The 14,304-nt window shown below is 44.2% G+C and carries 10 protein-coding genes; 6 read left to right on the top strand and 4 right to left on the bottom strand.

The genetic code is table 11. The features are described 5' to 3' along the window. Positions 1–8 precede the first annotated feature (8 nt). Positions 9–1,163 (top strand): YecA family protein, encoded by a 1,155-nt coding sequence (locus tag BK127_RS42430; RefSeq protein ID WP_179097469.1) that lies wholly within the window; start codon positions 9–11, stop codon positions 1,161–1,163. Positions 1,164–1,456: 293 nt separating this feature from the next. On the opposite strand, the gene BK127_RS13180 is transcribed toward BK127_RS42430, so the two are convergent. From BK127_RS13180 to BK127_RS13170, 3 genes are read right to left on the bottom strand one after another with little or no spacing between them, the layout of a single operon-like run. After that, the gene (locus tag BK127_RS13180) at positions 1,457–2,560 is read right to left on the bottom strand and encodes a Ger(x)C family spore germination protein (protein ID WP_076230528.1); all 1,104 of its coding nucleotides are present in this window, start codon (positions 2,558–2,560) and stop codon (positions 1,457–1,459) included. A gap of 3 nt (positions 2,561–2,563) precedes the next feature. Further along, the gene (locus BK127_RS13175) at positions 2,564–3,685 is read right to left on the bottom strand and encodes a GerAB/ArcD/ProY family transporter (RefSeq protein WP_076230526.1); all 1,122 of its coding nucleotides are present in this window, start codon (positions 3,683–3,685) and stop codon (positions 2,564–2,566) included. Between the two features lie 4 nt (positions 3,686–3,689). Continuing rightward, positions 3,690–5,117: a spore germination protein gene (locus BK127_RS13170; protein ID WP_076230524.1), complete on the bottom strand. Its 1,428-nt coding sequence runs from the start codon at positions 5,115–5,117 to the stop codon at positions 3,690–3,692. Positions 5,118–5,722: 605 nt separating this feature from the next. Between BK127_RS13170 and BK127_RS13160 the strand changes: the two genes are divergently transcribed. Continuing rightward, complete coding sequence (locus BK127_RS13160; RefSeq protein ID WP_144026449.1) at positions 5,723–6,826, top strand: hypothetical protein; 1,104 nt, start codon at positions 5,723–5,725, stop codon at positions 6,824–6,826. 342 nt (positions 6,827–7,168) lie between these two features. Here BK127_RS13160 and BK127_RS13155 read toward each other — a convergent pair whose 3' ends face one another. Continuing rightward, positions 7,169–7,813, bottom strand: coding sequence for an SGNH/GDSL hydrolase family protein (locus BK127_RS13155; RefSeq protein WP_076230518.1), 645 nt, complete (start codon positions 7,811–7,813; stop codon positions 7,169–7,171). Between the two features lie 405 nt (positions 7,814–8,218). On the opposite strand from BK127_RS13155, the gene BK127_RS13150 reads away from it, so the two are divergent. The 4 genes from BK127_RS13150 to BK127_RS13135 all read left to right on the top strand — a co-directional run bounded on the left by BK127_RS13150 (position 8,219) and on the right by BK127_RS13135 (position 14,293). Then, the gene (locus BK127_RS13150) at positions 8,219–9,979 is read left to right on the top strand and encodes a sensor histidine kinase (protein WP_076230516.1); all 1,761 of its coding nucleotides are present in this window, start codon (positions 8,219–8,221) and stop codon (positions 9,977–9,979) included. Continuing rightward, positions 9,954–11,561, top strand: a complete 1,608-nt coding sequence (locus tag BK127_RS13145) for a response regulator transcription factor (RefSeq protein WP_076230514.1) — start codon at positions 9,954–9,956, stop codon at positions 11,559–11,561. The genes BK127_RS13150 and BK127_RS13145 overlap by 26 nt, the downstream gene beginning before the upstream one ends. A gap of 109 nt (positions 11,562–11,670) precedes the next feature. Beyond that, entirely contained in the window at positions 11,671–13,260 is a 1,590-nt protein-coding gene (locus tag BK127_RS13140; RefSeq protein WP_076230511.1) for an extracellular solute-binding protein, read from the top strand. Between the two features lie 175 nt (positions 13,261–13,435). After that, positions 13,436–14,293 (top strand): ABC transporter permease, encoded by an 858-nt coding sequence (locus tag BK127_RS13135; protein WP_256711290.1) that lies wholly within the window; start codon positions 13,436–13,438, stop codon positions 14,291–14,293. Positions 14,294–14,304: the final 11 nt, after the last annotated feature.

The following is a 14,304-nucleotide window of genomic DNA, read 5'->3' as shown; positions in this document are numbered from 1 at the left end:
AAATGAGAATGGATTTTGCAAAAAAAGTAGGAGAATTGAACATCCAGCATGCGATAAAAGGTGAGGTTACAACAAAGCTGAAGGATAATCTGCAAGTCCTTACAAAGGAGCGATTAAGTTTACTTGCTTCCCGTTACGAGCTTCCAGGTCGATCCAAGATGAAGAAGCAGGACCTTGCAGATGCGCTTTATCAGCACATTAAGGATGTCAATGTAGTGAGAGCTGCCTTATTAATTGCAAAAACTGAGGAGTGGAAATTAATAGATAGGCTTCTAAAAGCTCCTTATGTTCAGGATGACACGATGTATCCAGGGATGTATTTGTTTTTGATGGAGAAAGGTCTGCTTTATTCTTTTTATAAAGAAGAGAAGATGTACTTCTTAATTCCTGAGGAGATCAAGGAAGCATATCGCAGCATGCCGCTGGAAGCTTTCCTTGAAGACCGTGACCGCTTACAGTTAATTTTACAGTATATCAATGCATCAGCTAATTTATATGGGATCTGTCCACAGGATAAGGTCATTGAAATTTTCAATTCACAAAATAAGTGTCAATTGACTGAGACCGAGTTTTATAGTGTTTATGTAAAGATTTTAGGTAGGGCTCAGACATGGTACTTAAAACACGGCGATGTCATCGATGAGTATTTTGGTTACGATAACAAAGATGAGAAAGTTGCACTTCTTGAGGGGGCTAAGGATAAACCTTACTATATTCCAGACAAGCAGGAGTTTCTAAATTACGCAGAGTCGGATTATTTCGAAAAGACTCCTCAGTTGGACAATTTGTATACATATATTTTACAGCATCTATGCAGGGATAAATTGCTTGTAGAATCCCTTGTGGATGATATTCAACTTGCTTGCTCTATGGAAGAGCCGATAGCCGCAATTATGGATGAGTTTGAGCGAAGAAATATTCGTTTCAATACAAAGGAGCAACTACAGGCGATTGTACCATTGATTATAGATGTCTATAATCATACTAGAATATGGTCTAATCGTGGGCATACACCTGCCGAGCTAGGTTCGAGCTCCAGTCAGAAAACAAATAATAACAATGTTATATATCTTGACCAGCAAGCAGTGTCTGTTAAAGTGGGGAGGAATGAGCCCTGCCCATGCGGGAGCGGGAAGAAGTATAAGAAATGTTGCGGCCAGTGAGACGTGATGAGAGGAAACGATACGGGTGAGATCAAAACCGTAATTGCACCATAGAAGCATATGTGGTGTTATGGACACCGTGTAGCCTTAAAAAGGAGCAAAGCGGAAGCTCACCGGGTTCGACTCCCCTCGTCTCCATACTGCAAATCCAGAAAACGAACAGGAGCTTTGTGACTTGAAGCATAATTCTGCCGTTTTGGCAGCTATATGCTTCAAAAAACCTACGGCAAGGAAATTGTTCAAAAATTGATAAACAAAAGAGCCGCCGGTGCTCGCCGATTACAATCAGCTTGCTATGGAGACATTAATGATGATGTTTTCAAGCTGATCAGTGTGTGTAAATGAATTCGGTAAGAGACATCGATCTTCATATGCTCCCAATCATTAAACCACTGTTGTTCACTGACTGGCCTCGCGAACGGTCTCAACGTCCTATTTCCAACCTGGAGTGGATCCACTTTCCACCGCTGCATGTTAGTTAGGAGTTCCTTCGTTTGAATCTCCAGTCTCGTTTGGATCTCTCTGTTCAACTGCACCTCTTCTTCAGGATTCATTATGTCTTTATCCCCGCGATATTCCTCAATGCTGCCATGCAAATCAACTGTTAGTTTTGTTGATGTACGATCTGGCTGGATACTCCAATTTTGTTTCAAACGAATGTGACCAATGCCTACCGATAACTCTGGTATCGAAAGCAGTTTTGCGTAATGATGGTGATTAAATAATTGAAATACTTGTTCATCCATCGCTTTGGCGATTGTTATCAGCCGGTCTCGCTGAAAGAAGGCAGTTCCTTCATAGGTGAAATCTTCCTTACTAACCTTAAATACTGGCATGATCGGGCTCGCATATGGCGAATAGAGTTTCTTGATAAATTCATGCAGATTGACAACCGTGATGACACCTTCATTATTGGCTTCATAGTGTTTGAAAAGTAGATAAATGAAGAAATCCAGGTCCTCCTGTTTCTCAAGCTGACTGTTAATGTAATCTTCAACGTTCCCCTTAGTCACGACGAGATAAAGACGCGATGATATTTCGGGATCGAGCGATAGGGTGTTGATTAGCGAATGGATTCCTTGCTTTGCCAACCCCTCATCAATCATCAACAACCGTATTTGGGCGTTCTTTAACTCCCGGTAATACTTGAAATTGAAATCCTTGCTTCCAAGCTTGAGGAGGTCAACCTGAAGGGAGAGCAGACGCTTCTTCTCATTAATCAGAGGAGGGGCAAGCGTGCTAATTTTGACTTTCCCATTTTCCCCTTGACGTAACGACCAGAAAACTACTGGGGCAATTTCTTCGATTTTATTATTTTCAACAAAGGTAGAACATCCTGTCGTCAACAGCGTAAGAATCCATATACAGCAGATAGAAATCCATCTAAATGTTCGCATTCTCTAGGCAACCCCCTTTCGCTTATTAGCAATCAACAATAAGCCCGGGATAACAAGATAAGTGAATGCCCCAAGCCAGATCTGAATCGAAATGAGCACGTGTTGCCTAAATACGTCTGTCCAGATCAATTTCACGACAATCAACATTACTGTAAAGATGGTCAAGTACAAGATAAGCAATCCAAATCGGGTAGACGGTTTCTTTTTCTGATGCCTGCCTGTCGCAATACGGACTGCTCCATAAAAACACAGTAAAAAAATGGCTATGGCGAAAACGAAATTGAACATTTGCATTGAGATCAGGATCACGTCAATTCGTTCAAAGAGGGGGAATTGAAAGTAACTTGCTATTTTAACAACTGGAAACTGAACCTCCTTCAGGTAAGCAGCACCGAAAAATAACAGCGAAACTACGAACATAAACAAGTATTCAAGTACGGACATTACGTTAGCTATGGATGCAAATATCCGTTCCTTACGCTTAAGATCTAGCCAGGGTGCCAAACAAATCAAATATTCCGGACCTGACAAAGAGGACCACAGGAACAACAACTTTTTCCACATTGAATCAGACCCATCAGTTGGTATCAACGGAAACAACTCATACGGAAATGCCGTAGGCAGATACAACACCGGGATGAAGACCAGGATGATCCAAACTGCGCTGAAAAATACGACGGTCACGAAGCGGATTGTTTTCTCCATGCCTTGTGAAACTACGTATGCACTAAGAGCTACAATCAATCCAAGGAGCACCTTCAGATCCATTGAGGGAAAAATAAATTTTTGGATCATTTCCGTATAACCTATCGTAATAACGATGATCTTCATTCCAATCGGAATCAACCCGATAAAAGCGAAAAATCGAATCCATTTCGAACCGAATAACTCCACAAAGCCTTCAAATCCTTTGGCAGAACGCTCAGAACATAACCACTTAAACAACAGCACTAGATTCAAATGCGACAATATGCCGATAGCAATTATCCCCCAAATCATATACGGTTGTACCAAATAAGTAGGCATAATCAGCATGAAATAAAGTGTCTGCAGCCGGTTCACAATAAACATGATATAAATGCCACCATAGGTTGATGTTTTCTCAAATAGAGACAAGTTCTTCAATTTTTCATCTCCTTTTACTGTAACGCCAGATCTGGAGAGGGCGTAAAGACTCTGGACGGGTTTTCATCCAAGTCAACGGTCCTCGAATGAATAAGTCGAACCATTCCTTCCCATAAAACGGTGATACCGGTGCGAAAAAGGGCTGCTTCAAGGAGGAAAGTCCATTCAAATGAATGAGGAACACAATAATCCCCATTATGATTCCAGGAATGCCTAGAAAGGCAGAAAGAACGAGAAAAACAAATTGGATGAGTGTGCTGGATCTCGTCATTAGATAATTGGGAACCAAGAACGAGGAAATTGCGGAAATGCCCATGAAAACAATCAATACTTTGCTCGCAAATCCGGCCTGTACAGCGGCCTGACCCATCACGATACCGCCAATGATGCCGAGGGTTTGACTCGTTTTAGTTGGCATACGTAGACTGGCTTCTTTGATGATCTCCAGAGTGATCATCATAATGAACGCCTCCCAGAACGGCGAGAATGGCAGCTTACTCCGAGATTCCAGCAATACATAAAGGATTTGAAGAGGCAGCATTTGATAATGGTGGGTGGCCAGTGCTACATAGAAAGGCATGAGCACAACCGAAAGAAAGAAGCCGAAATATCGAATACAGCGAAAAAAACTGGCAACAGGCCAGCGAAGAAAATAATCTTCTGGAGATTGAAACAGATGAAAAAAGGTAATGGGTGCGATCAAAGCATAGGGCGTATTGTTCACAAGAATAACTAACTTTCCGATACCCAGCGCATTAGCGCATGCATCAGGACGATCAGTCTCCAAAAACTGAGGAAAAATTGTATGATGATGGTCTTCCATAAATGCGGCAACTTGGGAGGAATCAAGGAATTGATCGAAGTCAATGTTGCTGATTTTACTCCTGGCCGTCTCAATAAACTCGGGATTCGTCAATCCGTCCATGTACATGAGCATGAGTGTAGTCTTGCTTAGAGTTCCCACCGTGAACTTCTCCGTCTTCAATTCAGCTAAGGGAAGCCGCCTGCGGATCATGGTGATGTTCTGCTCAATTTGCTCGCTAAAACTGTCCTTTGCTCCGTAAATGATCGTTTCCGTCTCCGAGGATTCAACAGAGCGACTTAATGGGTTCTCAAGAGGTACAGCAAGCCAAATATCAGTCGCCGTATCGTTAAGCACGACCGCTCCGGACAGCAACTGCTTATGCGCCTCTTCCAATCTGGATATGGTGATTACCTTTGAAGCGGCCAGACATTGGATAGCAGCTCGATCAGGATCACGCACCAACGGCTCTACGACGACTTCATTCAACCGCTCCTGATCAATTAAGGTTCTGATATAGTAAAGGCTTATTTTACGCCCCAATGCAGCACGGGCCTCGATAAATTCGGCATCATCCATGTTACTTAGTAGTTGGTGAAGAGAGCCTGTCGTTATTTCTGTATGAGTCATGAATGAATCACCTTCCACTAAAAACGTTAGAGTTATTATGGAATTAATTGCCTCACATTATTCAATGCGTGGAAATATGTACAAAATACTTGGCTTTTGTGAAACTGTAGCGATGCTTTTCCCGTCGAAGTCATTAAAGAACAAAAAAGGGCCCAAATCTCAATTTTCCATCTTGGGACTTAACATTATCCAAGAAAAAGAAAACAAAATTGATTTTAGGGGTCCTCTTTCTTTTAAATACCAGGAATAAACCATATACGAAATGATTACCACATAGAGTGGGGTTTTTAACATAATCATGTATCTTAATCTGCCCGTTCGATAGCTTAATGATCAGTCTAATCTAATATATTTATTATTTCCACACACACGTGTCATTCAAGAACTATTGGCAGCGAAATGCTTCAACTAGGAACTTTAGGCAAAAATATGCTTCAGACATATCCTACTAATGATTTATTGTCTTTATACATAGATTTTCGGCAATTATATGCATCAACGCACGGCAAGATTATGATTCAAGTCACAAGCTTGGCCACTGAAGTACGGTAGCAGGCTCCTTTTTGCGTTACACGGCTTCGCTGCCAAAGGAGAAACAGCCCTTTTTGTTTTTTGAAATGGGTGGTTGTTTCCATGAAGAGACGTTAAGAATGACGGCTGCTAATAAAGCATTAAGAGATAAATCTGATTCCATCAGGTCCAACTTGTCTAAAATTAATGCTGCTGTCGTTCGTTTCAATTTGAATTATAATGGCGGGGGAACTATGTATGCTCACGAAGGCAACAGAAATGAAGGGACTTACCCGTTCTACATCAATCAGTATGTGAAGATGACGCTCGGGAGTGATAACAAACCGAATGAAGCAGGCTATGATAAGAGCTTAGCCGAGATTAATCGGAAGCTGGAAAAACTACGACATGCCAAGGCGTATGATTTCGATAATTCCGAGAAAAGCCGTGCGTTATACCAAGTCGATAAGAGAACGGAAGAAATGAAATTATATGTAGAGGAGATGATGGAATCTATACAAGGGTTGACGAGTGTTTTACAAGTTAAAGATCAATCAGCCGTATACATATTAAATATAATAAGTAACTCCATCCCGTCGGTAGATATTGACCCTACAGACGAGATCAAAGGCTTAATTCCCAAGGGTTGGCATATTTTGGAGGGGGCAACGGGAGATGCGGCACAGGCTAAGGGTGATTTGAATAAAGATGGAATTACCGATATTGTCGCCATCATAGAGGGCCCTCCAATTACAAAAGAGGTGCCATCACGTGCGTTGATTATTGCCCTGGGAAATGAGGATGGAACCTACACTAATTCAATTACTGCCGACAAAGCTGTCTTGAAAAATGATGAAGGCGGAGTCTTCGGTGACCCATTTGACAGTATCACAATTGATAGAGGATCGGTGCTGCTCAAATTTTATGGTGGTAGTAATTGGCGTTGGTATTATTCGTATCGATTTAGATTTCAAGATAATGATTGGTATTTAATTGGTGCCACATTAGGTTCCTATTTCAATGGTGATCGCACAATGGATAATGCCGATGAGGAGGATTACAACTTACTCACTGGCGATTATATCATACAAACAGTTGATGAAAATGGAAACGTAATAACGGAAACAGGGAATAGGGGAGCACGCAAGCTTATCCCTTTGAAGGACTTTATTGCTGGAGAAAAACAATTTTTGGACTGATAGACTTTGGAGCTGTTCATGAACCTGGCCTATTTCGTCCCGATTTGGCAGCCGCGTGTACGTTATGTAGAAGTACGTGGGCATAGTTGAACATTAATGTGAGGCGAGGGCTTCGAGTTCTTGCTACAACAAAAGGCCTCAGCTCGGACAATTCTCCGAACTGAGGCCTTTTGTGCCAGACTAGCTGCGGTCTACTCGACCAGCTGTACCATGAGTTTATAAGGTTCAATCAGCATATACCATTGGACTGCACAGCATGAACATGTACCGCTAGGAACGTCATCGCCGAGTAAGCATTGTGTAGTTTTAATCGCTTATGTCCATATCCCCTCGTATGAGAGACTACTTCCGGGGGATCAGATATGGTGCCAATTTCGTTGCGATAACTCGATGCCCCCGGTCATTCGGATGAATGGGCAAAAATCCGCTCAACGCGTCTTCAATCTTTCCATTTCGATATCCATACAAAAGATCTGCCTGTTTTCCTTCAAACCACGTATGAGCGGGAGCTACAATTACATCATAACTATGGGCGAGCTCGTGGATCGTACGATTTAATCCGTCCACCCACTCAACCGAAAGCGGGCTGTTAGGAAATGGATTATATTGCGTGCAGCAAATGATCCGAGCATGGCTTCCTTTTTTGATTCGAGTAAAAATGCCACTTAAATTTCGCCTATAGTTGGCTACAAAGTGTTTGGCAGCTAGTGGTTGCTTGGTTCTAAATGTAAAGAGTGCCGCATTAGCTAAGTCCACTCCTCCGATCCATACTGAAACAACAGCAGAACGACTAATTATAGAGTCTCCCCGCCATATCACGGCATCCAATAGATCAGAACTGCTCCAACCAGGCCGAGCCAAAACCAACCCACGAACCTTACATGAACTTGAGTTTAATATAGACACAGTTAAATGAGGATATGCTTTTGCTAAAGAGGAAGCATTTTCACCAAATGTAATAGAATCTCCAAGAGCTGTATAGATCATAAGAATATCACCAACTCCAACTATTAATCATACTAACAACGCAATATCCCATGGGACCATAGGGAAAACCGGCGTATTGCTTGCTTTACTCAAATGTATCTATAGGTATGGTATGTAATCATGCACAAGTTGTGAGGACGTTAACAACTTTAGAGGTGGATATTAAGACTATACCCGTAGAAGCCTGTATATGGTTGTTTCAAGAACGACTGCATGATCATGCTTTCTGAAAAGTACGAATCATATCGTACCTTGCTGAAGACGTACGAGTGTCTTCTCTCAACAGCAACAATATTAAGAATAGTCTAGAAATTTTTTTGTGATACAATAACCTACTATAAAGAATTATATCCCCATACTTCTCAAGCAATTAAACAATCTAACCTTCATGGGAGGGCGTCATCAGTGAAAACGATCCAAGGAAAGATGTTCACCGCTTTCGGATTGGCAGTTCTTCTTGCAATTATCCCGATTGCCTATAGTTCTTACTACAATTCAGCCAAGGTCATTGAGCGTAACGCGACTTCCTATATTTCAGACCGTATCCAGGGGGCGAATACGAACCTGCAGTCGATGGTTGAGGAGGTCGATAACATGGCCAAAGCCATAGTAATCCGGGATTTAATTCATCAAAGTCTCCTGAGTCAGACGGAGGCGCCAACGCTGGAATGGTTTAAGGAAAAGAAAGCAGTAGAGGAGTTTCTAAGCTCCATGACCGCCTTCAAAAATTACGTGCAGCAGATCACCGTTATAGGCAAGGGAGACTTGGTATACTATACCGGCAACCGCAGGGGGAACCCGGAATTTGTAAAATCGCTTTGGGAGGACCCGCGCATCCGCGAGAATCGGAGGCACCTGCTCTTTGATCCATCCGGCAACGGGCGGATCATGCTTGTACGTCCTGTACTGTCAAATGGGGACCTAATCGGACTATGTATTGTCGATTTTGATCCAAATCTCGTCAAGCAGGTTTACGACATCGAGCCGTTATCCGAAACGGTTGTTTCAGTCACAAATGAAAGCGGAACCATTATTTATGATTCCAGATCTGAGAGAATACGCACTCAGCTCCAGGATAAGGAGCTAATCTCCCTGCTTTCGGGAGCAGTCCCTGGTCAATGGAAAAGCAGCAAGCTCGTGATGGAGAACCGGTCGTATTTGGTCGTACAGTTCCAATCGGCTTATACCGGCTGGTCAACAATTGCGATGGTACCGTTAAGTGTGTTATTGAGCGAGGTGAACGGCATCAGAAACCAGACTATTACAATGGCAGTAGTCGTGCTCATTGCCGTTCTGCTCATCTCCATTTTCCTCTCTAAACAGATGGCCAAAAATATAAAGCGGTTGCATAGCGCCATGAAGCTCGTTCGGGAGGGACACATCAATGCAAGGCCCCGGATCAAAAACGACGACGAAATCGGCCAGCTTAGCGAAATGTTCGTTTCCATGATGGATCATGTTCAGGAACTGCTGCATAAGGTCAAGTCTGAGGAGCGCGAGCGGCGTGAAGCCGAATATCGGGCACTACAGGCTCAGATCAAGCCGCATTTTTTATATAATACGTTGAATACGATCAAATATTTGGCGCGGATTCAGCATGCAGCCAATATCGAAGAGATCTCTGGCTCACTGATTGAGCTGATGCGATTTGCCATCGATCCGAAACGCGAGATGATTCTGGTCCAGGAGGAGCTTGAGCAGGTCGAGCGTTATGTGCGTATCCAGCGATATAAATTTTTAGATCGGATTACGGTGAACGTAAAGGTAGAGGACGAGGCACTAGATTGTCTCATCCCGAAGCTGATTGTGCAGCCAATAGTCGAAAATGCGATGAATCATGGCCTCGCGACTACAGATCAGGAAGGAACCATATCGATTCGGGTTTATTGCGATGGCCCGGAGCAACTCAGGCTTAGCGTAACGGATGATGGGATCGGCATATCCACTGATCTACTTGAAAGGCTATGTAATAATCATGGACATGCAGACCCCAGTCAATCCGGGGGCATAGGACTTAGTAATATAAGGGAGCGGCTGCAGCTTACCTTCGGTGAGCCCTATGGGCTAAAAGTATACAGTCAAGTCGGGGTGTTTACGACAGTAGAAATTACAATTCCCCAAGTGAGAAGGGAGCAAAGCCATGTTATTGAAAGTCATAGCCGTTGATGATGAACTGCTTGTTCGCAACCACCTAAGGTCCATTATTGATTGGGAACGATGCGGTTTTACATTATGCGCTGAAGCGGGAGACGGGCTGGAAGCACTCCAGCTCGTTAGGGAAATAAACCCTCATTTGATGATTGTTGATATGAATATGCCTGGGATGGACGGTATCGAGCTGATTCGTCACTTATCCGAGCGCTATCCTCAAATAAGAATCATAGCCCTCAGCAGCTACGATTCCTATGATTACGTTCGAGGATCATTGCATTTCGGGGCCATGGATTATTTGCTGAAGCATCGGCTTTCAGCAGACACGCTCATTCATGTGCTGGAGAAGGTTAAGGCGAAGTTGCAGGTTGAGCATAAGCAGCAAAACGACCGCCAGCGGGAGCGCCTGAAATGGGAGGCTGCTGGTCCTGCGGTTAGTCAAAGCTATCTTAAAGAACTGTTAATCGGTGCTGGTACGCCCTCTGAGCAGAATAAATATCATGAGTATTTCAAGGATCTCCCCTATGGAAGGGATGACCAGGTGCATGTGCTACTGTTGATGAAGCTGGTGAATTTCGATGTGCTGCATATGCGGATGAACGAGCAGGAGCTCACTTTGTTTATTCGGTCTGTTACCGACATGTCCTTGCAGATTATAGCGGAAGCAGGCTGCGTCGTTTATTTGGAGCGGGGATCATTCGGTTTATTGCTATCCAGGGAGAACGAGCGAAGCGAAAACGGTCTACTTCAATGGATTGAAGCGAAAAAAGCAAGGCTGGGGAAATCGCTTGAACTGTATTTTAACTCAGCGGCTCTTTTTGTCCAAACCGGCATGTTCCGATCACTCGCATCGGTATCGGCCCAGTATGCCAGCCTACAGCTTAAGCTGGACGAACTGCAGGGATATACGCCAAAGGCATTACGGTCGGGAGAGACTCCTGTATCCTACGTCTCTATTAGCCAAGAAAAAGAACTGCTTGCGGCCGCGGAAGCTTGCGATACCGAAGAAATGTCGCGAATTATGCGGACTATCGCCAAGACATGCGCAGCAGATGAGGCCGCTTTCCCTCGCGGGAGTGCACGGGCCAGTGCTGAGCTCATACAGCTTGCCGTCAAAATCGCACAAAAAGCTGGTCTGGACTCGGAGTGGATTTTTCAGGAAATGAAAGCCAGCCCCATAGCTCCGAAAAATGCGATGGAGCTCGAACGCGACCTTCAACTATTATTTGGGAAGCTGTTGGCAGAGCTGCGCCTGGTCCAAACGTCTGTCCGGTATTCCCGTTATGTAGCTCAGGCTATTCAGAGAATCCAGCAGGATTACCGGCACGGAGTCACTCTTGAAGAAACGGCCGACCAGCTGAATATCACACCATCTTATCTCAGCAGACTGTTTAAAGAGGAGACCGAAACGACCTTTACTGAATATTTAACGTCTTACCGGATTGAACGGAGCACACAGCTCATTCGTACGAGAGCCTGCTCGATTAAAGAAATTTATCAAATGGTCGGCTTTAATAGCTATAGCTATTTTATTAAAGTGTTCAAAGAGCATATCGGAGAGACGCCTCACGTGTATGCGAGCAAGTATGGAAAGTAATATAGCAATAATTTGATGTTTATTATAAGAATGTAGTACGCTGACGTCTTCCTCTACGGTCTATAATAATTTCAGTTAGAAATTTGAAGAGAAAAGGGGCTGAAATTGTATGAGAAATTTGAAAGTGCTAACAACAACGCTTGCAGCAGTACTGGCTGTATCTTCCCTCCTCAGCGCTTGTTCGTCTGGAGACAAAGCTACTAAAGAAGAACCAGCAGCTGCAGGTGACAAGGCCAATTCGGTATTAAATGCAAGCGGTTTCCCGATCGTCAAATCCGATGTATCCATGCGGGTATTTGGTTGTAAAGATCCCAACCAAGCGGCATGGAAGGATGTCCTGGTGCTGAAGGAGTACGAGAAAAAAAGCGGCATTAAAATGGCTTATGAGGAAACACCAACGCAAGGCTGCTCAGAGAAACGTAACCTGCTGTTCGCCTCCAATGAGCTACCGGATTTGTTCCTGAGGGCGGATTTAAGTAATACGGACATCTCCAAATACGGGATGCAGGAGCAAATGCTGATCCCCCTAGAAGGTCTTATCGAGAAATATGCGCCTAATCTGAAAAAGCTGTTCGATCAATATCCGGAAGCCAAAAAAACGGTTACAGCTACAGATGGCCACATCTACTCATTGCCGGTAATTCGTCTCCAGGCCGCAGGCCGCGGGGATAAAATATGGATTAATCAAGAGTGGCTGGCAAAACTGAATCTGAAAGCGCCAACCAATGTCGATGAGCTGTTCACAGTGCTGCGAGCCTTCCGCGATCAAGACCCGAACGGAAACGGCAAAAAGGACGAGATTCCGCTTGGATTGCGTGATCCGGGTATGGTATTTAACACATTCGCAGGTTCGTTCGGTTTGGATCGACAACTGGGGACCAACGCGAATATCGATAACAATAAGGTAAAGTTATGGGTTGGTGACGACAGGTATAAGGAACTTCTGATGTTCCTCAATAAGCTGTATGCCGAAAAGCTGCTTTATGCGGACTTTTATGCCCAGGATCTGCCGAAGTGGCGCAGCAATCTGTCACAAGCGTTATACGGCATGTTCTTTATTTATGCATCCGATCCATTTAGCAAGGTCGAAAATCAATTTGCGGGTATGGCCCCTATTAAAGGACCTCATGGCGATCAGCTGCTCAGCACAGGCAGCCCACTCGCGTCGCCTATTGGCACTTTTGCCATCACAAGGGTCAATAAAAACCCTGAGGCGGCTATCCGTTGGGTTGATTACTTCTACAGCGAAGAGGGGAGTCAATTCTTCAACTACGGGATTGAAGGACAGAGCTATACGATGAAAAATGGTAAGCCGGTCATCTTGGACAGTATTAAGAACGATCCTCGCGGATTTATGGCCGCATTGGGCCAAGTCAACCTGGTACCGGGCGGCGGGTTCCCGACAATCATTGTTGATGACATTGTGTTAAGCGAAAAAACAAAAGAAGTTTCCGCCGTTTCGGAGAAGTTCACGTCCAAAGTGATGTATGGGGCGCCTATATTCAATAAAGAAGCTACGGATAAAGTCGTACCGATTAAAGCTGATATTGACAAATTTGTTCAGGAGTCGGCGATCAAATTTATTTTGGGTGAGACCAGCTTCGATAAGTGGGGAGAATACACGGCAACATTGAAAAAGATGAAAATTGACGAGCTTGAGCAAGCGTATCAAACAGCCTTCGATGCAATGAATAAATAAATGTCTGCCGAGATTGGAGGTCTTGCGGGACGGGAGTGCCAACCGGCAATCCTGTCCCATCTAGATTGTGGGGAGTGATCCGTTCATGAACACGCATATCATAGCATCGACGGTACGAAATAAGCCGCGACATCAGCTTTGGAGGCGGATAGTATCCAAATATGAATTTTATATCATGCTGGCAATCCCATTCATCTGGTACATCGTATTCAAATATTTTCCGATGTACGGGATCCAGATTGCTTTTAAGGATTTCTCAGCAAGCCGAGGTATTAATGCCAGTCCCTGGGTGGGATTCAAGCATTTTGAACGTTTTTTCGAATCTTCTTATTTCTGGGAGCTGCTGTGGAATACAATATCGCTAAGCCTTTACTCCTTGGTGGTCGGATTTCCGATTCCCATTTTGCTGGCACTGGTGATTTATGAAATCCATAATAAAAGTTTAAAAAAATGGGTGCAAAACGTTACCTATATTCCTCATTTTTTATCCCTTGTGGTTATCGTCGGCATGCTCAATGTGTTTCTCGATTTGAAAACGGGCAAGGTCAATCAACTGCTCGTACTAATCGGTGTCGATCCGATCCCGTTCATGCGCAAGGCGGAATGGTTTCAGACGATATTCGTCTCCTCCGACGTGTGGCAGCATATGGGCTGGAGCTCCATCATCTATTTGGCCGCACTAAGCGGCATTGATCCGACTCAATACGAAGCGGCCAAAATGGACGGGGCGACCCGGCTGCAGCGGGTGCTGCATATTTCACTACCGGGCTTATTGCCGACGGTCATGATTATGTTTATTTTACAAATGGGACATTTGATGGATGTGGGCTTCGAGAAGGCGCTGCTGATGCAAAATCCAGTTAACGCTAGTAAAGGCGAAATATTGGCCACCTTCGTCTACAAAAACGGGATTCAGCAAGGCCAGTTCAGCTATACGGCTGCAGCCAGTCTGTTTAACTCGGTGATCGATTTTGTGCTGCTCATTGCCGTGAACGCTTGGGCGCGTAAAAAAACGGAATCCAGCTTATGGTAGGAGGAGACTAG

This window comes from Paenibacillus sp. FSL H7-0331 (assembly GCF_001956045.1).
Note: the sequence above shows the minus strand (reverse complement) of the source record. Positions and strands in the feature narration are given on the sequence as shown.